General features: G+C 60.7%; 25 protein-coding genes and 2 pseudogenes. 13 read left to right on the forward strand and 14 right to left on the reverse strand.

Going from position 1 to position 26,827, the window contains the following annotated elements; genetic code table 11:
- Nucleotides 1-10 precede the first annotated feature (10 nt).
- Entirely contained in the window at nt 11-871 is an 861-nt protein-coding gene (locus HGK27_RS20150) for a class I SAM-dependent methyltransferase (protein WP_206244629.1), read from the forward strand.
- A gap of 216 nt (nt 872-1,087) precedes the next feature.
- Here the strand turns inward: HGK27_RS20150 and HGK27_RS20155 are convergent, their stop codons facing one another.
- Entirely contained in the window at nt 1,088-1,423 is a 336-nt protein-coding gene (locus HGK27_RS20155; RefSeq protein ID WP_206244630.1) for a hypothetical protein, read from the reverse strand.
- A 404-nt stretch (nt 1,424-1,827) separates the two neighbouring features.
- Between HGK27_RS20155 and HGK27_RS31100 the strand changes: the two are divergent.
- A pseudogene (locus HGK27_RS31100) lies at nt 1,828-2,196 on the forward strand (VOC family protein).
- A 132-nt stretch (nt 2,197-2,328) separates the two neighbouring features.
- Here the strand turns inward: HGK27_RS31100 and HGK27_RS20160 are convergent.
- The 4 genes from HGK27_RS20160 to HGK27_RS20175 form a co-directional block, all read right to left on the reverse strand.
- Nucleotides 2,329-2,958 (reverse strand): hypothetical protein, encoded by a 630-nt coding sequence (locus tag HGK27_RS20160; protein WP_206244631.1) that lies wholly within the window; start codon nt 2,956-2,958, stop codon nt 2,329-2,331.
- A 731-nt stretch (nt 2,959-3,689) separates the two neighbouring features.
- A complete protein-coding gene (locus tag HGK27_RS20165; protein WP_206244632.1) occupies nt 3,690-4,910 on the reverse strand; it encodes a retropepsin-like aspartic protease in 1,221 nt (406 codons plus the stop codon).
- Between the two features lie 154 nt (nt 4,911-5,064).
- Complete coding sequence (locus HGK27_RS20170; protein WP_206244633.1) at nt 5,065-5,784, reverse strand: hypothetical protein; 720 nt, start codon at nt 5,782-5,784, stop codon at nt 5,065-5,067.
- Nucleotides 5,785-6,933: 1,149 nt separating this feature from the next.
- Entirely contained in the window at nt 6,934-7,851 is a 918-nt protein-coding gene (locus HGK27_RS20175) for a hypothetical protein (RefSeq protein ID WP_206244634.1), read from the reverse strand.
- 614 nt (nt 7,852-8,465) lie between these two features.
- Here HGK27_RS20175 and HGK27_RS20180 point away from each other — a divergent pair.
- Nucleotides 8,466-9,065 (forward strand): hypothetical protein, encoded by a 600-nt coding sequence (locus HGK27_RS20180; protein WP_206244635.1) that lies wholly within the window; start codon nt 8,466-8,468, stop codon nt 9,063-9,065.
- 360 nt (nt 9,066-9,425) lie between these two features.
- Nucleotides 9,426-9,944 (forward strand): hypothetical protein, encoded by a 519-nt coding sequence (locus tag HGK27_RS20185; protein ID WP_206244636.1) that lies wholly within the window; start codon nt 9,426-9,428, stop codon nt 9,942-9,944.
- Nucleotides 9,945-9,953: 9 nt separating this feature from the next.
- Here HGK27_RS20185 and HGK27_RS20190 read toward each other — a convergent pair whose 3' ends face one another.
- Complete coding sequence (locus HGK27_RS20190) at nt 9,954-10,640, reverse strand: phytanoyl-CoA dioxygenase family protein (RefSeq protein WP_241127668.1); 687 nt, start codon at nt 10,638-10,640, stop codon at nt 9,954-9,956.
- Nucleotides 10,641-10,750: 110 nt separating this feature from the next.
- Between HGK27_RS20190 and HGK27_RS20195 the strand changes: the two genes are divergently transcribed.
- A complete protein-coding gene (locus HGK27_RS20195) occupies nt 10,751-11,407 on the forward strand; it encodes an immunity protein Imm33 domain-containing protein (protein WP_206244637.1) in 657 nt (218 codons plus the stop codon).
- 317 nt (nt 11,408-11,724) lie between these two features.
- On the opposite strand, the gene HGK27_RS20200 is transcribed toward HGK27_RS20195, so the two are convergent.
- On the reverse strand, nt 11,725-12,978 hold the full coding sequence (locus tag HGK27_RS20200; RefSeq protein ID WP_206244638.1) for an aspartyl protease family protein: 1,254 nt from the start codon (nt 12,976-12,978) through the stop codon (nt 11,725-11,727).
- 244 nt (nt 12,979-13,222) lie between these two features.
- Between HGK27_RS20200 and HGK27_RS20205 the strand changes: the two genes are divergently transcribed.
- Nucleotides 13,223-14,050, forward strand: coding sequence for a 23S rRNA (adenine(2030)-N(6))-methyltransferase RlmJ (locus HGK27_RS20205; RefSeq protein WP_206244639.1), 828 nt, complete (start codon nt 13,223-13,225; stop codon nt 14,048-14,050).
- A gap of 77 nt (nt 14,051-14,127) precedes the next feature.
- Complete coding sequence (locus tag HGK27_RS20210) at nt 14,128-14,448, forward strand: hypothetical protein (protein ID WP_206244640.1); 321 nt, start codon at nt 14,128-14,130, stop codon at nt 14,446-14,448.
- A 250-nt stretch (nt 14,449-14,698) separates the two neighbouring features.
- Here the strand turns inward: HGK27_RS20210 and HGK27_RS20215 are convergent.
- A pseudogene (locus tag HGK27_RS20215) lies at nt 14,699-14,893 on the reverse strand (carboxymuconolactone decarboxylase family protein); the annotation flags it as partial.
- Between HGK27_RS20215 and HGK27_RS20220 the strand changes: the two are divergent.
- On the forward strand, nt 14,886-15,122 hold the full coding sequence (locus tag HGK27_RS20220) for a DsrE family protein (protein ID WP_206244642.1): 237 nt from the start codon (nt 14,886-14,888) through the stop codon (nt 15,120-15,122). The pseudogene HGK27_RS20215 and the gene HGK27_RS20220 sit on opposite strands and share 8 nt — an antisense overlap.
- Nucleotides 15,123-15,177: 55 nt before the next feature.
- Here the strand turns inward: HGK27_RS20220 and HGK27_RS20225 are convergent, their stop codons facing one another.
- From HGK27_RS20225 to HGK27_RS20245, 5 genes are all read right to left on the reverse strand, one after another.
- Nucleotides 15,178-16,950 (reverse strand): glycoside hydrolase family 27 protein, encoded by a 1,773-nt coding sequence (locus HGK27_RS20225; protein ID WP_206244643.1) that lies wholly within the window; start codon nt 16,948-16,950, stop codon nt 15,178-15,180.
- A 314-nt stretch (nt 16,951-17,264) separates the two neighbouring features.
- On the reverse strand, nt 17,265-17,810 hold the full coding sequence (locus tag HGK27_RS20230) for a hypothetical protein (RefSeq protein WP_206245640.1): 546 nt from the start codon (nt 17,808-17,810) through the stop codon (nt 17,265-17,267).
- Nucleotides 17,811-17,918: 108 nt separating this feature from the next.
- Nucleotides 17,919-19,307 carry an aminotransferase-like domain-containing protein gene (locus tag HGK27_RS20235; protein ID WP_206244644.1) on the reverse strand — a complete coding sequence of 463 codons (1,389 nt, stop codon included), beginning with the start codon at nt 19,305-19,307 and terminating at the stop codon, nt 17,919-17,921.
- Between the two features lie 42 nt (nt 19,308-19,349).
- Nucleotides 19,350-19,676, reverse strand: a complete 327-nt coding sequence (locus HGK27_RS20240) for a hypothetical protein (RefSeq protein ID WP_206244645.1) — start codon at nt 19,674-19,676, stop codon at nt 19,350-19,352.
- Nucleotides 19,666-20,103 carry a DUF983 domain-containing protein gene (locus HGK27_RS20245; RefSeq protein ID WP_206244646.1) on the reverse strand — a complete coding sequence of 146 codons (438 nt, stop codon included), beginning with the start codon at nt 20,101-20,103 and terminating at the stop codon, nt 19,666-19,668. The genes HGK27_RS20240 and HGK27_RS20245 overlap by 11 nt, the downstream gene beginning before the upstream one ends.
- Before the next feature lie 164 nt (nt 20,104-20,267).
- Here HGK27_RS20245 and HGK27_RS20250 point away from each other — a divergent pair, with 164 nt between their 5' ends.
- From HGK27_RS20250 to HGK27_RS20270, 5 genes are all read left to right on the forward strand, one after another.
- The gene (locus tag HGK27_RS20250; RefSeq protein WP_241127669.1) at nt 20,268-20,993 is read left to right on the forward strand and encodes an acetate uptake transporter; all 726 of its coding nucleotides are present in this window, start codon (nt 20,268-20,270) and stop codon (nt 20,991-20,993) included.
- 326 nt (nt 20,994-21,319) lie between these two features.
- On the forward strand, nt 21,320-23,371 hold the full coding sequence (locus HGK27_RS20255) for an FUSC family protein (protein ID WP_206244647.1): 2,052 nt from the start codon (nt 21,320-21,322) through the stop codon (nt 23,369-23,371).
- Nucleotides 23,368-23,592, forward strand: coding sequence for a DUF1656 domain-containing protein (locus HGK27_RS20260; RefSeq protein ID WP_206244648.1), 225 nt, complete (start codon nt 23,368-23,370; stop codon nt 23,590-23,592). The genes HGK27_RS20255 and HGK27_RS20260 overlap by 4 nt, the downstream gene beginning before the upstream one ends.
- A complete protein-coding gene (locus HGK27_RS20265; protein ID WP_206244649.1) occupies nt 23,592-24,491 on the forward strand; it encodes an efflux RND transporter periplasmic adaptor subunit in 900 nt (299 codons plus the stop codon). Before HGK27_RS20260 ends, HGK27_RS20265 begins: the two co-directional genes overlap by 1 nt.
- Complete coding sequence (locus HGK27_RS20270; RefSeq protein WP_206244650.1) at nt 24,485-25,900, forward strand: efflux transporter outer membrane subunit; 1,416 nt, start codon at nt 24,485-24,487, stop codon at nt 25,898-25,900. The genes HGK27_RS20265 and HGK27_RS20270 overlap by 7 nt, the downstream gene beginning before the upstream one ends.
- A gap of 4 nt (nt 25,901-25,904) precedes the next feature.
- Here the strand turns inward: HGK27_RS20270 and HGK27_RS20275 are convergent, their stop codons facing one another.
- Nucleotides 25,905-26,753, reverse strand: coding sequence for a LysR family transcriptional regulator (locus tag HGK27_RS20275; RefSeq protein WP_206244651.1), 849 nt, complete (start codon nt 26,751-26,753; stop codon nt 25,905-25,907).
- Nucleotides 26,754-26,827: the final 74 nt, after the last annotated feature.

Here is a 26,827-nt window from a genome sequence, read left to right on the forward strand (position 1 = left end):
CCATACCATCATGAAGCATCCCCTGCCCTCCGTCACCACATCGACCCTGAGCGGGGTGCCCGAAACCCTGCTGATTACGCTGGCCGCGCGCCTGCTGGCAGGACAGCTCAACCCCGATCTGAAATTTGCCGATCCGGCCGCGCTGGCAGTGGGGAAAGCGCTGGATTTCGATCCCGCCCGCTTTGCCCATGACCGGGCCAGCATGCGCGGATCGGTGGTGCGCGGCCAATGGTTTGACCGGATGGTGAGGCAATGGCTGGAGCGGCACAAGGATGGCCTGATCGTCTCGATCGGATCGGGGCTGGATACGCGCGCCAACCGCCTGATGCCTGAGCGGCACGACCTCGGCGGCACCGATTGGGTCGATATCGATGCTGCCGAGGTCGTGGCGCTCCGGCAGGCCTGCATCCCCTCACTGCCCAATGTGCAGCTGTTGCCGGGCGATGGCACCAGGGTCATGGATTGGGCCGACAAGGTTCCATGGCGCGAAAACCGTCCGGTGATGGTCATCGCCGAGGGGGTCTCAATGTATCTGCAGCCCGATCAGGGGATGCGCTGGCTGAGCGATCTGGCCGAAACGGCGGCGGCACGACGCTCCGGGCTGACGCTGGCGCTCGACCTTGCCTCGCCCCTGATGGTCAGCCAGTCGCACCGTCACCCCAGCGTGTCGCAGACGGGCGCCCGCTTCGCCTGGGGCCTGCGCCGCCCCGAGGAGATCACCCGCGCCATCCCGAGGCTGCGGCTGGTGGAAACCTATGATGTTGCCCGCCATTGCGGTCTGGCATCCAGCTGCTTTGCCTTGGCCTACCGGCTGTTGACGCTGGGCAGGCCCGTTTACAGCTGCGCCCGCTTTGTCACGCAGATCGAATGATGGCCAATTGGGGCGCAACCACAGCATTGCGCCTCGCATTGGACGATGTTTCCGGGGCCACTGGTATATCAGCGCTTCGCCACTCGCTGCCAAGCCTGCCCTTCGGCAACCGATATCGGAGCCTTGGAGGCGGTTATGCGTTCACGCGACGTTTGCTTGCCTTGATGTGTCGCTCGGCTCGGTATTCTGTCTGCTTCCTGTGAGCTCCCGACCAGCTCAACCGCGGGAGGCGTGTATGTCTGGCCGATAATCGCGACTCCAGGCAGATAGGCTCGCAGCAGGACCAGAAACGACCCGCTGGCGGGCCACCGGCAGCGCGGGAAAGTCTGAGACGGCGATGCCCGCGCAACCCAGATAGGCCTGGAAGAAATTGCCCGTGTTCGCCGCCGGACAGATCCAGTTGCCCATCCGCCGCCCGCTGAATCCGGCGGCCTTGCTCAACGCCCTACCCTCGGCGATGCCAGCGGCGATCTCCTCGGCTTGTGCGGGGGTAAAGTCGATGGGATCGAAATCGGCGCGGTCCAGCCCCGGCAGGGTGATGCTTTCCAGCATGCACCGGTCGACCGCAGGCGCCGGGTTTCCCAGCATCAGCGCATGGGCGGCGACCAGCCAATCCTACCATGGTCCGTGGCGATATCGCCCATCGGAGCAGCCTCGCAGGTGAACCCTGCCCGCATATCGCGCGCGGCCGCGCGGACCGCACCTGCTGGCTCCGGGCCTTCGGGACCGACGAGCGTGAAGGTTCCGCCATGTTGGCCCGTCGTGCGGCTGGGGAAGACATGGCCGGGGAGGCTATGGAAAAATAGCTTCTTAGTTAACTTATCTGACGCGCCACTCCTTTACGACACTTTATGACTTCCAAGCGATCGTAAAAGCCTTCCGGTGCCCGAGCTCGGCTCGGCATTCCCATCGAGCTATGTTAGCCAGATCATTGCCGCATGCGAAAGGACGGGCTGATGCATCAACGAATGACAGCGATCTTGCCTTGCAATGATCTCGACGCGGCACAGCGTTTTTTTCGAGCGTCTGGGCTTCACTCTCGAGGACGGAAGTCCCGATGAGTATCGGATGCTGAGCGACGGAAATGGAGGACTATCCACCTTAATCTCGCGGTTGAGGGCTGGCTTATACCGGGGCGAAATCCTTTTGACCTCTACCTCTATCGCGAGGACGTGGACGCTTTAGCCGCCGCCTTCGCTGGCGAAATCATTGAAAAGGAAGGTGCTGCCGATAAGCCTTGGGGTATGTATGAGTTTGCACTGAATGGCCCGGATGAGACGCTTGTGCGCGTCGGTTGGCCTAGCCGCCTTCGACGAGACGGCTAATTTTGACACCTCAATTCCAAACAGCGGTCGATCTACGGTCGCTGATAAGCCGTCCATTCATCTCGCGCGGAAAGGCATCCGGCGAACACGGGACGGCTCAGTTCAACTCCAATCTTATAGCTGGGCGCGCCCTTAGAACCAACGGCTTCCTTTCGGGCATGGAAGCCCGTGGCCAGCAGATACGCTCCCCTTTGGCCCGATCCATGCCACTTTGCAGCTTCGCACCGTTGCGGCGGTCTTCTGGAAGGTTATCATGTCGCTTTGAAGCCGGTTGTGACGGGTCCTCAGGGTCAGTACCGCCTGGGCGGGAGCATCAGCCTGATATCTGGCGGTTACCGTGCGTGTGATTTGGCGCCCCTTGCGCTCCTCGCAAACGGGTCGCGAAGTACCAAGGAATATGATGGTGGCGACCTGGTGACATGGTGAAGCCGGCGCATCCCCCTCATCAAACCAGTAGCCGTAGTAAAGATCGATGGCCGCCAGATTGTCGGGTTCATAATTTCTGCTGCTTGATGGATAACCAGCCCCACCACAACGTTTGGGCCGTTCCAGAAAGATGATCGTGCCGTGATCTGACCCGACCCAATCTTTCGGCAACGGGCAGTAGGTTGCCAATCGCGGAACATGAAAGGTGATACCGTAGTTCGAACTGGCGTAATGCGCGGGAGCAATATGAGGCAGGTGCCAGATAGGGGATTCCGCCGGAGACAGGTTGGGCATTAACAGCATCATGGCAAGCGTCAGGTGTTTGAAGGCTGCCATCAGTCAAATACTCCCATGCCACGACAGCAGTTCTTGAACCCGGCTGATTGGAAGCCCTTTGCCGACGCGTTCGAGCACGTCGGCCAGCAGCGTCAGTGATCTCCGGTCCTGTCCAATGCACTCTCCTCACGCAGTGTGAAACGACACTGCATCAGGAAAACTCATCGCGATGAACTGTCATTCAGGCAACACGACCGAGGCAGGATGCTTGCGGGACTTGAGAAGGCCCTTATTTCAGAACTGCCCAGCCACGCATGCGGGCAGTTTGCCATTCGAGACGACTATCTGCGCCTTCTCGCCTGTTGGGACTGCAAAGAATGGTCCAACCCAAGGACGTTGACACGAACCAACCCTGGGTCGGACAGGGCACAGTTGAGGTTTGGTCCATCTGAATTGCAGTTATTGCCGCCACGCAGTTGGCTTATCCAGATCAACCCATTGCTTTGATGTTTAGGGTCGTTCAAGATTCCCGCCATGAGCAGGGACTTAGCTTCCACCATAGGACAGGGGTGGATCGGCGATTGAGCGAAGGCTTGATCAGCGGTCGATAAAACCGAAAGCACGCAGAGGATTAGACGCTTCATATCCGATTTCCATGCCGAGATCTGGAGATTTTCTCACAGATTATATGGAATTTCTATCTCGAAATGCGCTTCCGAACCGGCTTTTCCCGTTGTGTCAAAAATACTGGCAGCAGGCCAGTCACTCAGGCCGTAGCTGCATCCTGATCATCAATAAAAATTTCGGCGCTTCAATACTATCTTCCGCCCATCGCACAGAGACAGGTGCATCACACTACCATCGCGCCCGCGCGGAATGAGCGATTTCGCTGTCATTGCCTGGTCATCAACGGCGCAAATCCGATCTCCATCATGAAGACCGATCGCCTGGGCGGGGGAATGTCGCATGACATGCGTAACCTGCCACCCCTGATCCGTCATGTCGCCCTGAATCCCCATGTTCGACACAACAGGCGGGCTGGGGCGACGTGATCGCGGCGTGAGAAGCAATCGGCCATTTGGGCCGTCTATAAACAGATTGTAGCGTTCGAGCATCTCCATGCCAATTCGCCCGCTTCCACTCCCCCCGATCGCTTTCCCATCGATCGTGGTCGGTACATTACCCAAGCGGTTGCCGCCCCATGAAATGCCATTCAGGCGGACATAATCTGTCGTATAGCCACCACCAAAACCAACCGACTCCAGATCGGTTACCCGCCAGTGAGGCGCGTCCGCTCCCAAAACAGATCTGTAAATGCTCAAGCTGCCTGAATCGCCCGTGTCGATCATCAAGGGGCCGATTGTGCGATGAGAAAGTGAAAGACTTGTCATCAGCCGCTCCTTGTCGCGTGACAACTCTGTCGGGACAGGTCTTGCACGAGAAGGGGAAGATGCTGCCATGTGAATCCGTATGCGCACCTGGTCAAAATCAATCTCGGTGACGAAGTGCTGAAGCGCTGCAAATCCGATGATCATGTCAATGCGGCGATTTGGAAGCTGCGCGTTGATTCCGTCCAGATCCATAACCGAGATGACACCACCTTTCTGCACATAACCACCGAACCTGAGCGATCCCAAAGCCGTTTGCCAAAGGTGCACCTCGCGTCCACCAAGGCCCGTCGAGTTCTCTACCGCTGATAATGCGGCGCCGTGGCTTTTTGCCCAGGAGGCGCTGATCGCCGTGAAGGGTGTACCCGTGTCGATGAGGGCAGATATAGACTCGCCGTCGATCCATGCTGGAATAACGATCTGCTGGTCCTCAAGGCCGGTAAAGGGTATCCAGCGCTCCGCCTCCTCAGGAAAATATGTTCCCTGCGCAGCGTCGCCTTGCGCTTTGACAGGCGATGTTGAAGCATCCCCGGCATGACTTGGGAGAGGGACCGCACACAGGACGATCAAGCCAATCAGTCTGGCAAGCATATCAACAATATGGTGCAATTTTGGTCCGCCCATTGAGATTTTCCCTCGGATGATCACACCATTGAGCGCTTCAAATTGCCGCAGTCGTCCGGAACCAATCAGTATGCGAGATGCTGATGTGAAGCACACCGGTGTTGATCGAGGTCACCTGAGAACGCCTGGTTAAATTTGAAGTCGATCATGTCTATCAAGGTGGCGGCGGCGGAGGAGGAAATGGCGCACCTGATGGGTCGCGAGGCCAGTAAGCGCAGTAGGTTTGTAGGCCGTAAATCGTTACGGGAGCATCTGAGTCTGTCTGAGCAGCAAGCAGAAATGAACAAGGTTGCCCAGGATCATTTCGATCTCCGCGTCTGACAGCTTCCGGTAAACTCTTGAAATGAAAGCGCGCGTCAGAAATCGCGACGATCGGCGCATCGATCACCCCGATATCGCGCAGGGCAGTGATTTCCGTTGGTTGGCGATGCTGATGCTGAGGTTTGACCCAAAGAGCTTTTTCCTCAGTGGCGAAGCCTGGCGAACATTGCGTCAGAACATGGGTTCCTTGCCCCTGGCGCTGGAAGATCAACTCATCGCACCCCAGCGCCAAGGGAATTCTGGTGGCAAGCGAAGCAGTGCTCATCAATGGAGAGGCCGAGCCATCGATGCTTGGATCATCTGACACACCCCAAAAAGCCCGCAGGATACTCAGTCGCCCATCCGCCCCTTTGTGCAACAGGCGCGCCCCATCCGTTGTAGGCAATAAACGAACGAGACCATCCGTAAAAGGCTGCCTGACACCTTTTATGGGGCGAGCACCAGGAAAGCAGCCACCTATTTCATAGCCCAACAATCTGGACTCACCCTTGACGGCAACCCAGACATTCAGGCCGACATAGCCCGGCTCGCCCGACCAACCGGCAAAACTCATCTGCCACGGTGGCCCTGGCAAGTCACGAATTGTCGTGGCGACCGGCTGCGCGGGTGCAGCGCGGGCTTCATCCGTGGAGGAAGGGACGCGAAGCCAATAGCCTCGATCTGTCGCCGCAACGATCGAACCGTTCTGCGTCAAGGTCAGTCCGATGACGCGCCCGATATGGGTGCCCGGAGGTGGCGTTACGGCTATGGCCCAGCCCAAGTTCAACAGAGCAGGTGCCTGAGGCAATGATGCAACGGTGCGGGTGAGCGGAATTGTCTCGGCTGGCTGTACGCGGCAGTCCGCGACCATTCTTGCAACAACCGCTGGCGGCGGGGGCGGCGGTGGGACCGCCCACGTCGTGGGGGGCGCAGATGATACCAGCAGGCTCAGCACAACAGATCGTTGCAGAAAGTTGGAGTAGATCTTCACTGGAGGGATCATCTCATATCATGGGGGCTGGTGAGATGTTTTGGTTTCCTCTGCGACTTGCGCATATGAATTGCACAAAAATCCAATAGCTTCCAGATCTGATTGAGCCATCTGGGTGATCGAAACCCGGTCGCGACTGTCAGCCGCGATCGTGCACACTATTCAATCCTCCTTCTTCTACCCCAGATCCACCAAAGCACCCGCCCCAGCACCATCGGAATGTCCCAATGTCCGCTTCGAATGTGTGCCCCGCCACGGTGCCCTAACGTCCTGCGCCCACGCCGCGGCATGTGCCGCCGACCATGTGCCTTGCGTGTCCATGCGGGCACCGAACATCCCCGCTCCCTCACCAGCCCCAAGCACTGCCAGTTCGATCAGGACTGGGTGCTATCCATTCTCCCCAACGGCGCTTACGCTGGCGGGCTGAACATATCATCGACCGGAGATTGTTCACCTCACAGATTGGGCGTGAACAATCGTCAGCTCTTCCCGATCCGGGATTCGGACGCGGACATTCTGTATGCCAAGCCCGCGCCGCCCATCGAGGCATAGCTCTCCACATGGCGAGACACTTGTCACCGACAAAGCGACCATACAATGCTTCGGAGTTCTTCAAAGCAGCCCTTCATTCAACACTAAAAGAGTGCCACCTCCCGAAAAACCTGCGGGATTCAACTTCCCCGCGCCGGCTCTGCTCGCTGAATGCGCACTTCTGCTTATGTGAACGTTGCCCTAGCCGCCGGGAACAGCTGGAGGCGATCCATCCACATGGCCCAGCCAGAACGTCCCGTCATAGGCACCATCCGCGACATGCTGAAGGACGATCCCCTGACCCGGAGGCTGACCAGGATCCGCAGACACTACTCTATTTTCGCAAACGAAATCAGCACTGCGGATCGGCTTGCCCGGTTCCGGCTTGATGCCCTCCCGCAACTGGCAATTCCACGCCGTGCCCCCGGACGTCCGCATATCAAGGGAGATCAGCGGGCCCGTAGCAGCCAGATGCATGGCCATCGGCTGAAAGCTGCTGCCGCGAAAGGCGACAGGCTGCAAACGAGCATGGACGTTGCCGACGAGGACAAGCGTGAGATCGTAGGCGTGTGCTCGCGATGCGGTGGCAATGTTCTCCGCCTGTGCCGCATCATATGGCCCTTGGCCTGGCAATTCCGCAAACTTGCTTGCCTGCTCGGCATTCCTTGGACCACTGAACGCCACAATCGCGATGTGCTTCCCCTTCTCCTTCAACGCGTGCAGCTTGACCAGCATGGTGAACAGCCCCTCGCTGGCCACACCATCGTTCCGACCGGCCCACCCCGCCTTGCGCAGTGCATCGGCAAACTGGTCATGCGGCTTTGCCCAGGCATCCTGCATCTGGGCATCGAAGGTGGAGCCCAACTCCACGCCCACAAGCACACTTTTACCCGATGCCGCCAAGGCACAAGCCACTTGCCCCACAAAGGCCGGGCTTTGCGCGGTGCCATGCCACTCGCCAAAGACCACATAGCGGGGTTTGCGCTGCTCGACTTCCACCCAACCGGAAGGGAGTTCGCATGATGAGGAGGTAGCATGCCCTCCCTTGGCGAAAACCACCAAGCCGCTTACGATCATCAATGACACAAGAAGGTGAAGGCGCATAATGAATTCCACCAACCTCGCTTCATAGATGACACTTATACCAATAATGCATGGAATATATATTTTTGCAAGATCGCCTTTCTGCAATGACCATCAAATAAATCTTGCCTTTTCAACGCAAATTAATTAAAGAAACCCCTAATCCGCTAAAGTCAACAAAGCTGTCTTCCGACCGCTGGAAGCACATCCCCGATAGCGGCTGTTCGTTCACATGCTGCGAAGGCGATGGGAGGCCTGATCCGGTTTCCATGTACCCCAAGCCAGTCTCTGTTGGGTACGTCTCAAAGAGACCAAGGCTCCAGCAGGCCCGGCGCGGTTCAATCCCCGCTTTTAGCGATCGATACTGAAACAGGCATCCAGCCGACCTTCCAGTGGAATCCTCTGCTCTTGAAACCCGAGATTCAGCGCCGTAGCATGCCGTTCATAAAGCGATTGCAGTCCTTAGGGTCCCGGCATGCCCTCATGTCTCACGGAATGGATCACATATGGAGGAGCGGATGGGAAGCAAGGGAAGAACGATCGGGATTCTAGCCACGCTAGTGGCCTCATGTCTTTCAGCGATTGCCAATGCTCAATCTATCCCGCCCAGCGGATACAGCGGCAACATATCCCACCCTGGAGTGGCCCCGGTGGACGATCCGTATGCCCCGCATCTCGCTCGTATCGACGACGACAGCGTTTCGAAGCTGATACGTCTCAACCTCGCCTATCCAAACTGGTATGCTACAGCGCATGTGGCTTCGATTGGTGCTTTTCCACCACGTGCCAAGTTGATTGGTGCTTTTTCCATCACCGAAACGAAGAAGCGGCATCTCGTGGCAGCCGAATCTCCCGGCTTCCTGCCTGTTACTCTATTTTTCAGCGACGGTGAGTGTTACGCCTTCGGTGCAAATTACGAGGGGGGCATGCTCTCAAATGGGCACCTCACACAGGTACCTTGCCAGCATCACAATCTTTATGAAGGTGAGAGGCGTGCATTTCCAAACCTTGAACGCGATCTGCGACTCCTCGGGAGGTCCTGGGGTTTCGGCGCGTGGATCGACGACAAGGCCCAAAGCACTCTCATCACAGCACCGTCGGCCAAAACCGATCAGCCGCTGTTTTCGCTCGACGCGGTCAGTATCTCAATGATGGCGATGCAAAGTCCGGATACGCCGAGTGGCGATCTCACGCTGGTGAGCCGGATAAAGGGGAAGCTCGTGGTTATGACGCTTGAGGTCAGCTATTGAAGAGAGGCGGCGAACGCGTCGATAGCGAACTGGTATGGATTTACCATTCGGCCAGCAAAAAGCCCGGTCTTTACCTCAAATGCTGACCTGTCGAATGTCCCTCGCCCATCGCCTCCGCTAACAGACCGGTTATTCAAATGCCCGCAACCGGTCTTCAAAAGCGGCCGTTCATTGACCTCGTCCACCGGAATTCCGAATTACCGCCATCGGGACTTTGCCGCCCTTTCCCTTCTGTATTGACATGCCTCTGACTGCGGCGATGCGCTGTCCCTTACTCTGGGATCATGACGGACCTGGGCAATCTGTGGTAGTGGTAGGACAATGCCGATACCTCCCGCACCCACAACCATTGTGTTTGACTTGGTGACCCATCCCGAGGCGATCACACCGCCATACGAGTATTTTGTCGTCTTCGGGCTTGGAGCTGTCCTGCTTGCGGCCATCGCAACCTTTGAATGGCGTCGAGGACGGCGGCCCATCAGGTTCTTGGTCTTTGTGGTGGTGTGGATCATGGTGGCGGTCTACGGCGGGGCTGTCGAGTTGAGCCATGTCCGCAAGACGCGGGCCAAGGCTCGGTCCGGCACCTATCAGTCGGTTCAAGGCTGCCTTGAAAGCTTCCACCCCGGCAAACCCTACGCCAGCAAGACAGTAAACGCTGACGAGGTATGGAGCGTCGGGGGCGAGAGGTTCCAATACGGTGCCGGTCAGGGAATCTTTGCCTGGCACCGTGTCGAGACACAGGGCGGTGCGATCCATGCCGACAGTTGGGTCGCGGTCGATTTCATGCGTGACGAGGACGATCGCCGCAATGACATCCTGCGACTTGCGGTTCGGCAGCACGCCTGTCCGAGGGCTCCCGATACCCTCCAGCTGTCTTGAAGGCAGGTGTCAGATCCCCAGCCACTCCAGCCCGCCGGGCAGGGTATCAGCGCTGAAATCGACCTGTAGCACCCGCCGTCGCGCCGGACGGCTCGCAGCCTCCGAGGCGTGCAGGATTGGCGTGGAGCAGGCCCACACGTCCCCGGCCGAAGCGAGACATGCCACCGTGCCGCAAAGGGCGGCCACGCCCTCCACCTCATCCACCGGCACTCGGCCATGCCTGTGCGAGCCCGGGGCGATAAGCAGCGGGGCATTGGAGGCGGGCACATCGTCAAGATGCACCCGCAGCGTGACCATCCGGGCCAGCAGATCGAAGGGCGGGGCGACATGATGCAGCCCGGCCTTGATCGACCACGGGCCGAAGCCGTCCACCTCTACCCGTTCGGCCACGCAAATGGTGCGGTCCTGATGCCATGCCAGCGACCAGTTGGTGCCCTCGCTTTTGTCGAACAGGATCGCCCGCACGGGTTTGCCCTCAGCCCCCAAGGCACGGCTGGCCACAGCGCCGATGGAACTGCCGGGAGCGAGGTAGGGGCGCAGGCCCGGCAGTCGACTGATGCGAACCCCAGCTTGTTCGTCGGGGAGTTCGGCCAGCGCGGTCAACAGGCCGGGGAGGTCGCGGAGTGCGGCGCTCCGAAACAGTCGGGCGCCATGGTCAGCAAGGGTGAGGCTGTCGGCATTGATCGAGGCGAGCACGAGATATCCAGTATTTTATGGCTGGTGGGATAAAGGTAGGCGCCCTGAGGTTGAAGCCCAAGGCGCCGAAGAGGCTATACACGCAGAACCTTCCCGACTAGCCTTCCGTCATGACCGCAGTTGCAGCGCCCGCCTATACCCTTGGCGACCCTCGCCCTATCGCGGCAGAGGCCCCCTATTCGTTCTTCCTGCCGGGCAAAGCAGAACTTGACGCGGTGGGGCCGGGCGACCTCGTGAAGCTCCTGTTCGAGTATACTCATGAAACCGAGAACTGGGCCGCCGAACGCATGTGGGTGACAGTGGGCCAGGTGGAAGGCGATCACCTTCACGGCGAGTTGAGCAACCAGCCAGACGAGCCCACTGCGCCTATTTCGCTGGGCGATCCTGTCGACTTCGAGCGACATCAAATCCTCGCCATCGTCTGGGCCGAGCCCGAGACAGCCCCACCCTCGCCGGAATATCGGGAGTATTGGGAGCGCTGTCTTGTCGATGATTGCGTGTTGGAGGGGCTGGAACCGGTTGAATACATCTATCGTGAAGAACCTGACCCAACACCCGAAGGTGACAGCTTCCCGGACAGCGGCTGGCGTATCCGAGGGCGACGGGGCGATGCGACGGATGCCCAAATGGAGGAACGCCAGCCGTCCTACATAGCATTGGCAAAGGTATTGAACCGTGACGACAGTTGGCTGCCTTTGATTGATGAGCCGGTAGGCGCTGCCTTCATGCGCAACTTCGATACCGGGACCTATGTCCGCCAAGACTGAAATGGCGGAGGCTTAATGCCATCCGGCCAGAACATCATATCAATCATCTGCTGCGTCAAATCAGTTGATTAGCGCTGGCAAACCCGCCATTCAGGGCCGCTGGCCACTTCCTCGATAGCAGCCAGCCATTCATCTCCTGCGAAAAACCCGGCGTGCTTCAAACTGCACCTGAAGCAGTGCCTTTCGGACAACGACCTTGAGATTTGTTAAGCCGAACATCACCGGCGCGAGGATCAGTTGGCGTGGGCAACCGGTCACTGGCGGCGACTTGTTTGCCATGCTCACCGGCAAAGCGATGCGGCATCTGCAACGCCAACCTATGGCGAAACGCTGACATCCTGATTGGCAGGAAAGATCATGACTTGCCGCTTGCCAATACTGAACACCGTCACTGACGTGCCCAGCACCGACAATCCGACCCGCCCCTGATAGCCGTTGAGGTCAGCAGGGCTTGCGCTGGAAATAGGCACATTGTCGGCGGCCAAGGTGCCGATCTTCAAGGTTTTGGCCGTGCCCAGGCGCCCCGTTACGGTGTTGCCCGCCGCCATCGTCGCACTGTTGATCTCCTCGGAGCGATCTTCCGGCGGGATCGCCTGTTGCCAGAGGTCCTCGCGCAACGAAATGGCGCCATTAAAACCATAGTCGAGCTTGAGATCGACCGGTTGGCCATTGACCGTGGCCTTGACGACTTGCCGCTCATCGAAAGGTATCGTCGCCGGCATCAGCTTGGGCATCAGGGCATTGACCGCCTCGCTTGTCGGCTTGGTCGCCCCGAAATTCATATTGGCATGCATGCTGACGTTCATATGGCCGGGCAGAGCGACAGCCATCCAGCCCTTCGCCGGATTAATGACCGCGGTGATCCCATAGAGCACATCGGTTCCGATGATCGCAGCGACCGGCGTGCCCAGCGCCCGCGACATCCTGCCCAGATCCGCCTCCATCATCTGCCCACTGATCCGTAGCGATCCGCCAAGCGTCAATGCGCCTTCCGCCAGCCCCAGTGGGATGACCATTGCTCCGGCATGAAGTCGGCTGACGGCTTTGGTCAGTTTCATCCCGCTGGCCTGTGCGATATGTTCATCGATGATCGTTGTATCGCTGCCATTGTCGAACACCACATCGACCTGCCGCTCACCGATCCGCGCAGGCAGCAGAATGATGCCTTTCACCTGCCGGATGGGAATGGTGGCCAGACCTTCCGGAGGAAAGGCGATCCGCATCGACCGTGTCGATGGCACGACTGCCGGAGCATCGGCAACCTGCGCCCACCCCGCCGTAGGCGCGAGAAGCGACAGGCCTAACATCGTGAAACGGATCATGCTTCGAAAGCTCCCATTGCTGGCAATTTGGCGCCACAGATGCTCGATGGCATGGCAGTCGGCAAGGAACTTGGAAAAATTCGACATTATCGCAGCAATTTGCCGCCGGCCTGTTATGGGAAAAGCACGTTCAGGCGCCGTGACAGATGCCTCGGCTCCCCGCGTAGCGGACGGATCACAGGAAGAGCCGAGCCGGCTTGCGCCAGGCGCACCGTCCAGCACCTGAAACTGCGCCGCTGCATCGGCCACTCCTTAGTCACAACGCCAATTTCGATGGAGATCGCGATCTGTGCTCGTTTGTTATCTTTTCAAAACCGCAGTCTCGGTTTCGCTTGCGCTCGCTGGCGCGCCCTGGAGCCTTGCGCAGAAGTGCTTTGAAGATTTCCGTCCGGCTCGATAAGAGCACCGGATCGGGTTACTCCAATCGCCTCGCACTCGGTTTCCGCCTCCAGCGGATCGTGTAAAGGCAGATCGTCAGGATTTTGAAGTCTCAATGAATTATCGCCATTCCTTCCATGCTGGCAACAGCGCCGATGTCGTGAAGCACAGCCTGCTGATTGCCCTCGTGCACGCCTTGCAGCAAAAAGAGGGCGCGCTGACCCTGATCGACACCCATTCGGGCTGCGGCCTGTACGACCTTTACGGCGACGAGGCCCAACGCACCGGCGAGTCCACCCAGGGCGTGCTGCGGGCCTTTGCCGACACGAATCCCTTGCTCGACGACTATCGCGCCGCCGTCCAGGCGGTGAATGGTGGGAATGAGCCACGCCTCTACCCCGGCTCACCGCGGTTTCTGGCGCAGCTTCTGCGCCCGCAGGATCTGCTGATCCTGAACGAAAAACATCCTGAGGACGCCTATGCCCTGCGCGGCGCGATGCGCGACACACAAGCCGCCGTGCATGAACGCGATGCCTACGAACTGTGGCTGGCGATGGTGCCGACCCGAACGCCTCGCGGCGTGGTCGTGGTCGATCCGCCGTATGAACAGACCGACGAACGCGCGCGCATCACCGCCACCCTCGCCGCCGCACATCGCAAATGGGCGCATGGCGTGACGGTGATCTGGTATCCGCTGAAGGAGCGCTCCTCGCATGCGCAGTGGAAGCACCAGTTGCGCAAGCTCGGCATCCCGAAATTCCTGAACGTGGAGCATTGGCTTTATGATGCCGATCAGCCCGGCATCTACAACGGCGCGGGCCTGTTTATCGTCAACCCACCCTACGCCTTTACACAGGCGTTGCCGCCTCTGCTGCAAGCCCTGCGCGCCGCGCTAGCGCCGGAGGGGCATAGGGGCGAGATCACAGCCGACTGGTTGACCTAAACGAACGAGGGCTTCAAAAAAGCCCCGCGACACCGGTGAGGGGTGGCATGCCGCCGCGGGCCTGCTAAAGGCATTCCATGCTTTATACGAATGGCCGTGGCGGCACCGTTGAAATCGACGGTTTCAAATATGACTGGGAACTCCAGAGCGAGCCCCAGCTCTCCTCATCCGATGGCTGGAAGGGCATGACCGTCTCCTTGCGCCAGCAAGGGATGCCACGCGAAGCCGTGCTGGAATTTCCGACGCCCAAACGCTTGTTGAAAGGATTGCCGAAAGGGCGGACCCACATCAATGACACGATTGCCGCGCGAGGCGTGCGGGCGGCCTTGTCAGCAGGATGGGATCCGGCATCGCGGGGCAAGCCCACGACATTTATGGTCGATGCCAACGGCGACTGACCGAAGGCCCGGCCTGCGCAACCTGAATGGCGGGTTTGGCAAAAGCTGACGTTCACATTGACGGCGCAGGATGTCTTGGGTTGGTCAGCAACTGCCGGTTGAAGCCCCGTCCGGCTGTGGCCGTTCGCCGGGAGCGCCAAGAAAGCGAATGCCAAAGGGGGCGGTTCGTAATCGTCGCAATCGCCCTTTCATTTGTCTCATTCTCAAAGGTTGACCGCTCCGGCATACCCGGAGTGATCCACCATCCAGCTTAGACGGCAGCGACCTGTGGCACGACGCGGAAGCTGATCTCCATGCGGTTACAGGCGTTCATCAGGCCTATGGCGATGGTCAGGTCGACCAATTCTTTCTCGGAAAACACGGCGGCAGCGGCCTCATAGGCGGCACCGAGCACATGGGTCTGCGCCACCAGCATCACCGCCTCTGCCCAGACCAGCATGGCCTGCCTGCTGAATGAAACGGCCCATCAAGCGCGTTTCAAAGCCCGCAACCCCAATCTGCCGTTGATCGAGGCGCTGGAACGCGCCGGGGTAGAGGTGCGCTGGTACAACTATGCTCTGGCCCATCAAGGCTTCCGCAAGGGCGAGGTCGCGCCCGGTGTGAAGGTTGATCTGTCGGCGATGATGACGCTGGCCAACCTTCAAATGCGTGGCTGGGCGGTGATCGCCGATTGACGGATCGGGGCGTGCAGGAACCAGGCCAAGGCCCCGCCTGAACGCCTCCGGCCTATTATTGGCGTTCAAAGCGCAGATTGTGCCAGATGAAGCTGGCACCCTCACCCTTGGCTGCAGGCGCGATCAGTTCGAGTTGGCGAGCGCCCTTCAGATCGAGATCGAGCGCCTCATTGCGCAGCGGCCCATGGGGCACAGCTTTGCCGTCCACCTTGATGACATAGGCGTCGGTGGCCACATGCTCGGGCGCAAGGCTAAGCCGTCGAAACTCCCCCCGCAAATCCACCATCAGATGCGCCCCGGCGCCGACGCCAATGGATGCTGTCTCCTGCCGTCCTGCAAAGGTGATCGGCGTACCCGAGGGCAGGAAGCCGATCCGCGCCGGCACCCACTGGTTCCGGGTGATACGGTCTGGCGGGAGATAGCCTGCCTCAGTCACATGGATGCGTGCGGGCATGTCGGCCGGAACACTCACCTTCGCCTCGATGGGCCGGGCCTCAATGCGGAGCAGCGCCGTTTCGCGCGGGGCAAGATCGACGCTCACAACGCCGTCGCGCAGCGTGCCTTGCCTGCCGTGCCACAGATCCCGCAGGTGAACCCCTTGGGCGGAGAGATTGAGGTCGGCCAGCGGCACGGAAAGATGCAGCCTGCCATCGCCCCGATTGACGAAGGCCAGCGCCTTGTGCCCGCGCGTTGCAAGCGCTTTGGCGATGATCTGCCCGTCCCCCTGTTGGGCGATGATAACTCCCTGATTCCCCGCAGGGTCCTGATCGATCGCGATCACATCCCGATTGCGGACGACCGCCAGAATGTCTGGCGACGCCCTGGTGAGGTCGAAACCCAGCACCAGCGGGGCCGCGATCATCGCCCACAGGCTCATATGTGCGCGGGCTTCCGTGAGATGGTTTCCATCGAAATCGCCATTACCGACTTCGAGCATGTCCGGATCATTCCAGTGACCGGGTCCGGCAAAGAGCGGGCGCACCGCCGCACTGTCGAAGTTGTGCAGCATGGCGCCCCAGCTCGCGTTGATGTCGGAGCTGGTCCGCGACATTTGACCATAGGAGCCCGCCCAATTGTTGACGTCGGCATCGCCCCAGGCACAGATCGAAAGCAGCAGCGGGTTGGCCGGACGCGCCTTGCGCAGTGCTGCCGCAAAATCGGCATAGAGTTTTTCCACCCGCGCTATATCCGAGGCCCCGGGGCGCTCGCGAAGCATGATCGGCCCGAGAGGGCGATAGGTGCCATCCATCACTTCTGGAAGATCGGCGCCGAAATCCGCAATGCCGCATGCATCGACCTTGACGAGATCAAAGCCCCAGGCGCTGAAGGCACGTGCATCTTCAAGTTGATGACCAAGGGAGCCAACTTCGCGCTGCCCGCGATTGCCCTCCGGCAGGTTGGCAGTGGCCTTTTCCCAGCGCTGTGAGCAAATGTTGTAACCGATATCGGTGTAGATGCCTGCTTTCAGCCCCATGGCGTGCAGCCGGTCGACAAATGGCTTCAGGCTGGTGGTGCCGTCGGGGAGGCGGGCGGAAGGGTAGAGATTGGTGCGGATCGTGATGCCTCCGGCATCGCGACGCAGCCACCAGCCATCGTCGATGTTGACGTAGCGATAGCCATCATCCTTCAGGCCCAGCTGCACCAGAGCTTCAGCGGCGGCCATCACAGTGCTTTCGTCATAATTCAGACGAAAGGCATTGAACGGGTTCCAACCCATCGGGGGTGTGGCGGCAATGGTCCGATGATTGTCGGCCGGATTGGCAACGACCGGAGAGGCCGCCAAGGCCGCTATGGCAGCAAGCCCCGTCCCAAATGCTCTGGATAGCATGGCATCCTGTCTCCATAATGAGGCCATTATTCGCCCATGGAAGACAGCTTAATTGTCTGACTTAATAACGACAAACGGAAAATGAACCTTCCGGATCGAATGGCGGCTCTACCGTCCTTGATGGGCGAATGGAGATCCAGCACGACTGCTCGACCGTCGAATGGTCATTCCGACAGGGTGCCCCCTTCCTCTACCGCCAACAAAGCTGCCTTTCGCGAGTCCGATTGGACCCGTCAAAAGCCGCCGTCGGTTCATCGGACTTTGGTCCGTCGAGAACGCCAATCTTTGGCAGAAAGTTGGGGCAAGCCCCCCCCTCAACTCCGGCCATTGAGTGCGGCGGCCGCTACATCGCCAAACTTCCATGCGAGCGTGCTTATGATGCCTGCAACACCGAGATAGATTTTGTCGCGCTCGGCCGAGGCTAGTTTGGCGAAAAAGGCGGTGCGCAGCAGCTCGGTCTGGCCCTTGAGCCGCGACAACTGGTCGAGGCCTTCGCTCAGTGTGGTTGGCTCTTTTTCGGCGAGAACATCGCTGTCCAGCCCATGGCTGTCGCCCAAGAGTGGGTCCACGGCAGGCTTGGACATGAAGACCATGAAGAACGTGAACGCGCAGCCCAACGCACCACCGTAACCGCCCTCTGATGCATCACCCCAGCAGCCGGCATAGACAATGCCGATCAGGGAAAGGGTCACCGAGGCGATCATCGTCAGGAAAAGGCGAATTTCGGCGGGCTTCTCCGGTCCGCCGGCTTCACTCTTTTTCTTTCGATCCTGATCGTAATGCCATTTGATCGCGAAATACATGCCCGTGAAGAGCACGAAAGCCTTGAACGTTAAGAAAACTATCGGAACCCATTCCATCGCTTTTTCCAGACACGATCGTGAGGTGCGCCAAAGGAGCGCTGCTTCAGGTTGAAATCTGCAGGCTGCCAGTCATCTGCCAGAGGTGGTTCGCTCTCCACCTCAGGGTCAGACCAAGCTTACTTTTCGAGGGGCCTGCGGGCTGATAAGGGCAGACAAGAGGGTGAGGCCGCGCCGCAACTGTTCTCGCGAGATGGTTCCCCCGATAGAAACCCGCATGGCGGCGGGGCCGGGCAGAGCTTTGTCGACAGCGAAAGCGTCCCCCGGGATCGCAGGAAGACCGTGCTGCCGCAGCACATCGCAGAGGTGCCGCGTATCGAGGTCATCCTGAACCTCGACCCACAGGTGATAGCCGTAGTCCTGCCACCGGAATGATCCCGGAGCCAGGCATTCCAGCGCCATGGCCTGCCGAAGGCGGGCTTCCGACCGCACCTCGCCGACCAGTTTCTGGAAGAGGCCGGAATGCACCCATTCGGTCACCACCGCAGCATTCAACGGAGGCGCCATGATCGCGGTTTCGTGCATATCGGCGGCAAGCCGCCAGGCTCCGGCAAGGTCGGGTGCGCGCAACCATGCCACGCGCAGACCGGGCGTCAGAACCTTTGACACGCTGGCGATATACCAACTGTTGACGGGAGCATAGGAGGCGATGGGCGGAAGCGGGTGCTCCGGCAGCCATCCATAGGCATCGTCCTCGATCAGCAGCAGATCATGCTTCGCGATAATGTCTGCGATCGCCTCTCTGCGCTCGACGGGCATCGTGACGGTGGTCGGGTTATCGTTCGTGGGAACGAGGTACACACCTCTTACGGTGCCGTTTTCACAGGCCTGACCAAGTGCATCCGGGGCCATGCCATCGGCATCGGAGGCGATGGCCAGAAGTTGCACGCCAAACCGCCGGGCCAGAGCGAGCAGCCCCGGGTAGACATGGGCGCACACCGCGAGCGTGTCGCCCGCCTTGAACTCGGCACTGAAGATGGCATGGAGCGCGTTCTGCCCGCCCGCAGCCACCAGAACGGTATCCTCCGAACAGGGAAGGCCACGCGCGCCCAACAACGCTGCCCCGGCCTTGCGCGCGGAAGGCGCTCCTCCGCTCCGCTGGTACTGGAACGGCAGCACCCCGGCCTCCGCGCTCAACAGGGCGGTGGCGCAATCGCGGAATTCTCTCATGAGCGTGCCGCCAAACCCTTCCGGCGGAGCGTTCATGCCCGTATCGCCGGCGTCGCCCGCCAGTTGCGAGGGCGACACGCTCGGCTTGCCCCGAACGAAGCTCCCGCGACGCCCGCTGCCTTCGATAAGGCCGAGGCGCTGGGCTTCACCATAGGCGCGGGTCACGGTGGTCAGGTCCAGCCCCAGCGCTTCCGCAAGAGACCTCTGGGGCGGCAGGCGATCGCCGGGCGCAAGGAGTCCGGCCTCGATGTCATTGGACAGGGCTTGAGCTATCGCGAGATATTTCGGCCCACCTATCGCGCGAATGTCGGGGTTCCAGGCTTGCATTGCCACCTTCCAATCAACTTTGCATGCATTTTGTCGGGGCGATTAGTCCCGATGGTCGAATGCGGGGCGCCCTGCAAGGACGTTTCGCGCCATCTCGCCGCCATCGTGAAGCGCCAGCGCGCCGCCCGGCGTCATATCGTCCCAGAAACCAGGATCGGCATATTGGCGCAGCGCTGATTCATATCGCGCAAGTCGCCCTGCATCCTGCTCCAGCCAGGAGGATGCGGCCTTGATCTCCGGGAAGTCGTCAGCCCCGCCCGCGCGGATCATGCCGGACAGGTCTGGCCGGTTGATTGCATCATACATGTCCGCGACGAGGCGCGCGGCCAGATTGAGCCCTTCGGCTGCACCAGATGCTTTACCGCTCATGTCGTTCACCTTCATGTTCGGCCCGGGCATGCAATTCAGCCCAGAGCTTCTCGGTTCCCGCTTCCTGCGCATGATTGACGTACTGCGAGGCGACCAGCCATCCCTTGATATAGGGCAGCGGAAAGACGCAGCCGAGCAGGACCAGAGGGAACGAGGTAACGAGATGCACCCAATAGGGCGGATCAAAGGCCACCTGGAGCCACACCACGAAGAATGAGAGCGGGAAAGCGACGATGCAGAGCGAGAAAAAGGCCGGGCCGTCGTCGGGCGCCGCGAAGTTATAGTTCAGATCGCACTTGGGGCAGCGGGTCTGCAACTTCAGCCATTTCCTGAACATGGATGCCGATCCGCACTTGGGGCAAAGACCCTTCAGCCCGCAGTGGAAGATCCATTTCCCTTTGCCTTCGGTGGTGCCTTTGATCTGCATCGACTCAGTCCTTAGCGGGATTGCTGATTCTGCCTGCCCTATACGCCCCCATTTGCATGCATGCAATATACCATGCAATTTACAGATATATGCCTATGCCAGGATTTATATGCATGCATTATGGCCAAGCGCCTTGATAGGCCGACGATAGCAAGCCAATAAACGTGCATATCGGGCAACCATATCTCGACACGGATGTGCGACCAACTATCGATAGCGATCTCTGCCATCAGCCTTCATCGCTTGCGGGAAGCACCCAAAGCCCCAACTTCCGGGCTGACAATCGCATTTGCGCTCCGCGCTGTCTCTTCTGCCATGTGGGCCGGGCCAATCCTGCCGGCCCTGGCTTCGCTGCCTTTGGCACAACCACCATTCTGTTGAGTCTGATCAACGCTGGTGTCCTCCCCATGGGCGGAACTGCGGTCGTCGTCCCCTTGGCATTGGTGTTTGGCGGGTTGACGCAGATGGTTGTCGACATCGTCGAATTCCAGCGCGGGAACACGTTTGAGGCTACAGCATCCTGCAGCTACGGCGCATTCTGGATGTGGTATGCCTTGCTTCAATTGCTGGCCGCCACCCGAATTCTCGATCTGGCAGCGGCTGGACCGACCATGGGCGCTGCCCTCCTGCTGTGGGGCGTGCTCACCCTCTATTTGTGGATCTGCACATTCCGCCAACCTCTGGTGGTTTTCCTGATCTTCCTAACCCTTTGGATTGACTATCTGTTGCTTGGGCTGGGCGCTTTCAATGATACGCCTGTCCTGACCCACGCAGGCGGTTGGCTCGGTATCTTGTGCGGTGCCATTGCGCTCTACGGGAGCTTCGGCACGATAATCAACGCAAATTCTGCAAAAGAAACTGTACCTTTAGGCCCAAAGCTTATCCCATGACGCTATAACATTTTTTACTATTACTGCGGTCAAAATTTAATTCTGATGATCAAGATGAAGTCTTTTCATATCGATTCATTTTGAAATCGGAATTGATCACCTGAATAGAGGAAGGCCAGCAACGCCGACCACTCCTTGGCACCTCCAGTTGGGCTAAGACCAGACCTGACCGGGGTGACTGCGACCACGATCGGATTGCGGAAGTGTGGCGATATATCACCGCCAATCCATCAAATTTCTTGCACTTAAACTGCAAAATTATGCGCTGAACGTTTGGATCTCACTTGGAATAAGGAGCGCCAGTCCGTGATAATCGAGCCTGAACCATGAGCATTCCCCCTGGCGCAGGGCGCACAGCCCCATTCGCGCCATTGATCAATCCGCAATGGCTGCTTTTCTCTTTGAGCAGCTTTCTGGCGGCCGGGATCACGCTGATTGTCACGTTCATGGCCAGCCTGCCCCGGCCATGGTGGGCGCTGCTGACCGTCTATGTCACCGCGCAACCGATGGCAGGCGCCTTTCGCCCCAAGGCGATTTACCGGCTGGGCGGGATCGCACTGGGCGCGCTGGTGACCATCGCGCTTGTGCCCAACCTGCAGAATTCTCCCGCGCTGCTGGTGCTCTGCCTGGCCGCATGGACGGGCTTCTGCATCTATTTTGCCGTGCTGGACCGCACGCCGCGCGCCTTCCTGTTCCAGATGTCGGCCTTCAGCGCGGCGGTGATCAGCTTTCCCTATCTCGACGATCCGGGCAACATCTTCGATACGACCATCGCCCGTGTGCAGGAAATGGCCATCGCCATCCTGAGCGTCACGGCGGTGCATGCCGTGCTTCAGCCATGGAGCGCCACGCCGGTAATCCGTGGCCGCGCGCAATCCTTCCTGACCCACGCCCGCCAATGGATGGCCGAGGCGATCGGCGAGCAGCACACGGTGCTTGAGAACGATCATCGCCGCCGTCTGGCCACCGATGTGACCGAATTGGGCATGCTGGCGGTGCATCTGCCCTTCGACCAGCGGTCGGCGCCCGCCACCCGCCAGCGTATCGCTGCCTTGCAGCAGCAGTTGGCCCGCATCCTGCCGCTGGTCTCGGCGGCATCGAACCGGTTGGCTTTCCTGCGCAACGGATCTGCATTTCCGCTCGCCCTTGAACGCCTGCTCGCGGACATCACCACATGGCTAAGGGATCAGAATAGCCGGGCGGTGGAGGGTTTCACTCTGGCGCAACGCTGCATGCGGCTTGCTCACACCGCCGAGGCGCAGCGCGATTGGCCCTCCCTGCTGGAGGCGAGCGCCTGCATCCGTCTGGCCGAGGCGCTCAAGGCCATGGCAATCAGCCGCCGCCTTGCCGAGCGGATCGGCATGCCCTCTCGCCAGCAGGGCCGCCAGACGCCCGCGCCCTTCGCTCTGGCGCGCGATCACACCATGGCTGCACTGGCCGGACTGGCCACGGCGCTGGCAATCATGCTGTACTGCGGTTTCTGGATCGTGCTGGCCTGGCCCAATGGCTCGGCCACGGCGGCCTTCGCCGCGCTGATCACCTGCTCCTTTGCCGCGCAGGACGATCCGGCGCCCACCATCACGCGCTATCTGGTGGCCACACTCAAGACCTATCCGCTGGCCGCGCTTTACCTCTTCGTGATCCTGCCGCGTGTCGATGGCGCCGAGATGCTGATCCTCACTTTGGCGCCCGCGCTGATCTGGATGGGCTATCTTCAGGCCGATCCCGCGCGCACCGCGCAGGCACTGCCGATGTTTTCCTGCTTTATCGTGGCCATGGGCTTTCTCGCCCGGTTTCAGGCCGATTTCGCCACTTTCGTCAACACGGGCCTTGCACAAACGGGCGGCATCGTCACCACGCTGGTGGTCACGAAACTGTTCCGCTCGACCAATGCGCTGTGGACGGCGCGGCGCATCGCCCGCGCCAACTGGAGCGATATGGCGCAGCTGGCCGACATTCGCCGCCCCTTCCGCCCCGCCGACTGGACCGCCAGAGCGGTGGACCGCCTCGGCCAGTTCGCGGCAAGGATCGCGCTGGCTCCGCCCGGCGATGCGCTGCATGGGGCCGACGGGCTGGCCGATCTGCGGATCGGGCGCAACATCATCCCGCTGCGTCGTGCGCTCAGCCATGTGCCGCATGATCTGCGCCACAGTCTGGGCGTGGTGCTGGGCGATCTGGCGCAGGCCTATCACGCGCGCCGGCAACAGGGGATTGCGCTGCCACCGCCCGCCGCGCTGCTGGGGGGCATCGATGATGCTCTGCGCGGCCTGCTGGTGCTGCCCGCCGATGCTGCGCGGCAGGAAGCGGTGCGCGCGCTGGTCGGTATGCGCTGCAACCTGTTCCCGCAAGCCGATGATTTCACCGTGAGGGCCCCGTGATCGAGGAAGTGCATCTCTGGGGCATCTATATGCCCGCCGCGCTGGCATGGGGCGTGCTGGCCGCGATCCTTGTCTTCGCCCTGCGCGGGGTGTTGCAGCGCCTGCCCCTCGAACGCCTTCTCTGGCACCCCAGCCTCGCCGAGCTGGCCTTGTTCTTTCTGCTGTGGTGGGGGCTCGGCGCCCTTGCCGACAGGCTTCCTGCCGGATGGTTCACATCATAATGGTCTATCGTCAAACTCTGCTGCGTTCGCTGGCCACCTTGCTGGTCATCCTGATCATTCTGGCGGGCATCTATGCACTCTGGCTGCGCTATCAGGTCGAACCTGTCACCCGCGACGGCAAGCTGCGCGCCGATATGGTGCCGGTCTCACCCGATGTCAGCGGGCTGGTCACCGATGTGCGGGTGACCGACAATCAGGTGGTGAAGAAGGGCGATGTGCTCTTCGTCATCGACCGGCCCCGTTATCAGCTGGCCCTCGATCAGGCCGAGGCGACGCTGGCGCTGCAGCAAACCATGCTGGCGCAGGCCGCGCGGGAGGACCGCCGCAACCGCGCCATGCCCGAGGTGGTCGCCGCCGAAGTGACAGAGCAGGGCAGCGCCAAGGTCAGCGAATTGCGCGCCACCATCGGGCAAGCTCTGGCGACGCGCAATCTGGCACGTTTCAACCTGAGCCGCACCGTGGTGCGGGCACCGGTCGATGGCACGGTGTCCAATGTGGGTCTGCAGCCGGGCGTCTATCTGACGGCGGGCAAGCCGGCGCTGGCGCTGGTCTCCGACAAGACCTTGCGCGCCGAGGGCTATTTCGAGGAAACCAAGCTGCCCGATGTGCGCATCGGCGATCCGGCCAGCCTCTATCTGATGGGCGTGGCCGACCGCATCGACGGCCATGTCCAGAGCATCGCGGGCGGTGTCGAGGATCGTGAGCGCACCGGCGCCGATGGCCAGCTCGCCAATGTGAATCCCGCCTTCACCTGGGTTCGCCTTGCCCAGCGCATTCCAGTGCGCGTCGCCATCGACAAGGTCCCGCCCGGCGTCCGCCTGATCCCCGGTCAGACGGTGACTGTCATCGTGCATCCCCGCAAGGATGGGCGCAGCATTCACAGGAGCCTCCCGTGGTAAGGCGCGCCGCAGCGCTGCTGTTGGTGACGGTGCTGGGGGCATGCACCACCGTGGGGCCGAATTACCACGTTCCCGATAAAGCGGTGGTGAAAGCGCCCGAAGCGCAGGGGGCGTTTCTCTCCGCCTCGGCGGGCACAACGGCGCAGGCTTTGCCAGATCGCTGGTGGGCGCTTTACGATGATCCCAAACTCGATGCGCTGATCGAGCAGGCCTTGAATGCCAACACCGATCTGCGCGTGGCTCAGGCCAATCTGGAGCGCAGTCTGGCCCTGCTGGGCGAACGCAACGCGTCCCGCGAAATTCAGGGCGGGGTCGATGCCGAAACCACCCAGTCGCAACGCTCGGCAGAGGCGGAGTTGCAGCATGTGCAGCCGCCCCGGCGGGAACTTTACAACATCGGCCTGGCGGTCAGCTATGATTTCGACCTGTTCGGCGGGCTGAAGCGCGGGATCGAGGCCGCCCATGCCGACAGCGAAGCTGCCGAGGCTGCGCGCGATCTGGTGCGTGTCAATGTCGCCGCCGAGGTGGCCCGCGCCTATGCCGATATCTGCAACAGCGGCCATCAGATGGATGTGCTTGGCCATGCCATTGCCGTGCAGAACAAGGGCGTGCGCCTGACCCGGTTGACCATCCAGCATGGCCGCACGGCGCCCTATGAACTCGACCGTCGTCAGGCCTTGCTGGAAGGCACCAGCGCCCGCCTGCCGCGCCTGGTCGCACGGCAGCGCAATGCGCTGTTCCGCCTGACCGCCCTGCTGGGGCAAGTCCCCGCTCAGGCCGACACCAGCCTGTTGCAATGCCATGCTCCCCTGGCGATCCGGCAGGCGATCCCGGTCGGCGATGGGCAGGCCCTGCTGCAACGCCGCCCCGATATCCGCATCGCCGAAAGGCGTCTGGCGGCCACGACGGCGCGGATCGGCGTGGCCACGGCGGCGCTCTATCCCGATATCACCTTTGGCGCGACGACAGGGTCGACCGGCGCGTTGACCGATTTCCTCTCGCCGCTGACCAACCGTTTCGGCTTTGGCCCGGGGATCAGCTGGACGCTCAACCGCCATGCCGCCCGTGCCCGGATCGAGGCGACGCAAGCGCAAAGCCGGGCCGATCTGGCCAGCTTCGACGGCACGGTCATCAAGGCCCTGCGGGAGGTGGAAACCGCACTCGACAGCTATGAGGCGGGCCTCGTGCAGCAACAGCGGCTGGAGCAGGCGCAGGCCGATGCCGCCCGCCTGTTGCAGCGCACCGCCCAGTTGCGACGCGGCGGACGGATCGCCGTCTTCCCCGCGCTAGATGCTGAAAGGGATGCTCTGGCCGCCGAGCAGGCCGCTGCCGAGGGGCAGGCAGCGGTCAATGATGATCAGATCAGCCTGTTTCTGGCACTGGGCGGAGGGTGGGCAACCCCGAAATAAGGCGTCAGACTGTGATCGCCGCAGCCTCATGCAGGCCAGAGCGGATGCGGTCCATCACGCCCGGATCGGCCTTGGCGGAATGGACCATATAGGCTGAATAGGAAAACTCCGGGCTGCCCGGCACCAGCGCGAGGCGGCCTTGCTCCAGATAGGGTCGGATAAAGCCTTTGCGGAAATAGCCGCTGCCGCCTGTTTCCAGAATATAGTCCAGCGCCAGCGGGCCATAGCTGATCGAGACAACCGGATTGGGCTGATCGGGAAAGGCTGCCTGATAGCTGGCGGCGAACTCATCTCCCCAGTCGATCTGTACGTGGTCCTCGGCGGTGAGGGGCGCAGTGGTGGGTGTCGTGCGCACCAGCACCAGCTTTTCCTCGAACAGCAGTTCAGCGATGATGCCCGGACGGCTGGGGGCTGCATAGAGCACCGCCACATCCAGCGTGCCGTCCTGCACCTGCTCCATCAGCCGCTCGGACGCATCGATCTGGGTGCTGACGGCGATCTCCGGGCATTCCCGGCGCATCCAGAGCAGCCAGTGGCGCAGCAGCGGGTTCCACAGGCTGATCTCTGCCCCTACCGTCACCACAGTTTCGCGACCGGGCGGCAAAGCGACTGCCCGCTGTGCCCGTGCCCAGACCTGCACCAGCGTGGTGGCAAACCGCAGGAACTGCTCGCCCGCCGGGGTCAACCGCGCCCCGGCCTTGTTGCGGATGAAGACAGGGCGGTCGAGCTGCTCTTCCAGCACGCGGATACGCGCGCTGACTGCGGTCTGCGTCAGATTGAGGTTGTTGGCCGCTCCCACGAAGCTGCCGGTCTTGACGACCTCCAGAAAGGTCCGGGCAACGCTGATGTCCATTCAATCAATGTCTGTATGAAACTGCATATCTCAGGATTTTTAGCCTGATTAAATATCCCTCTCAAGGGAAGAGT

This window comes from Novosphingobium terrae (assembly GCF_017163935.1).
Taxonomy (GTDB): Bacteria; Pseudomonadota; Alphaproteobacteria; order Sphingomonadales; family Sphingomonadaceae; genus Novosphingobium; species Novosphingobium terrae.

Coding starts and splice junctions, on each gene's coding strand:
- HGK27_RS20150 (WP_206244629.1), top strand. CDS start 11: ATGAAGCATCCCCTGCCCTCCGTCACCACATCGACCCTGAGCGGGGTG.
- HGK27_RS20155 (WP_206244630.1), bottom strand. CDS start 1,423: ATGCTGGAAAGCATCACCCTGCCGGGGCTGGACCGCGCCGATTTCGAT.
- HGK27_RS20160 (WP_206244631.1), bottom strand. CDS start 2,958: ATGGCAGCCTTCAAACACCTGACGCTTGCCATGATGCTGTTAATGCCC.
- HGK27_RS20165 (WP_206244632.1), bottom strand. CDS start 4,910: ATGGGCGGACCAAAATTGCACCATATTGTTGATATGCTTGCCAGACTG.
- HGK27_RS20170 (WP_206244633.1), bottom strand. CDS start 5,784: ATGAGTTTTGCCGGTTGGTCGGGCGAGCCGGGCTATGTCGGCCTGAAT.
- HGK27_RS20195 (WP_206244637.1), top strand. CDS start 10,751: ATGACCGCAGTTGCAGCGCCCGCCTATACCCTTGGCGACCCTCGCCCT.
- HGK27_RS20205 (WP_206244639.1), top strand. CDS start 13,223: ATGAATTATCGCCATTCCTTCCATGCTGGCAACAGCGCCGATGTCGTG.
- HGK27_RS20210 (WP_206244640.1), top strand. CDS start 14,128: ATGCTTTATACGAATGGCCGTGGCGGCACCGTTGAAATCGACGGTTTC.
- HGK27_RS20220 (WP_206244642.1), top strand. CDS start 14,886: ATGGCCTGCCTGCTGAATGAAACGGCCCATCAAGCGCGTTTCAAAGCC.
- HGK27_RS20225 (WP_206244643.1), bottom strand. CDS start 16,950: ATGCTATCCAGAGCATTTGGGACGGGGCTTGCTGCCATAGCGGCCTTG.
- HGK27_RS20230 (WP_206245640.1), bottom strand. CDS start 17,810: ATGGAATGGGTTCCGATAGTTTTCTTAACGTTCAAGGCTTTCGTGCTC.
- HGK27_RS20235 (WP_206244644.1), bottom strand. CDS start 19,307: ATGCAAGCCTGGAACCCCGACATTCGCGCGATAGGTGGGCCGAAATAT.
- HGK27_RS20240 (WP_206244645.1), bottom strand. CDS start 19,676: ATGAGCGGTAAAGCATCTGGTGCAGCCGAAGGGCTCAATCTGGCCGCG.
- HGK27_RS20245 (WP_206244646.1), bottom strand. CDS start 20,103: ATGCAGATCAAAGGCACCACCGAAGGCAAAGGGAAATGGATCTTCCAC.
- HGK27_RS20255 (WP_206244647.1), top strand. CDS start 21,320: ATGAGCATTCCCCCTGGCGCAGGGCGCACAGCCCCATTCGCGCCATTG.
- HGK27_RS20265 (WP_206244649.1), top strand. CDS start 23,592: ATGGTCTATCGTCAAACTCTGCTGCGTTCGCTGGCCACCTTGCTGGTC.
- HGK27_RS20275 (WP_206244651.1), bottom strand. CDS start 26,753: ATGGACATCAGCGTTGCCCGGACCTTTCTGGAGGTCGTCAAGACCGGC.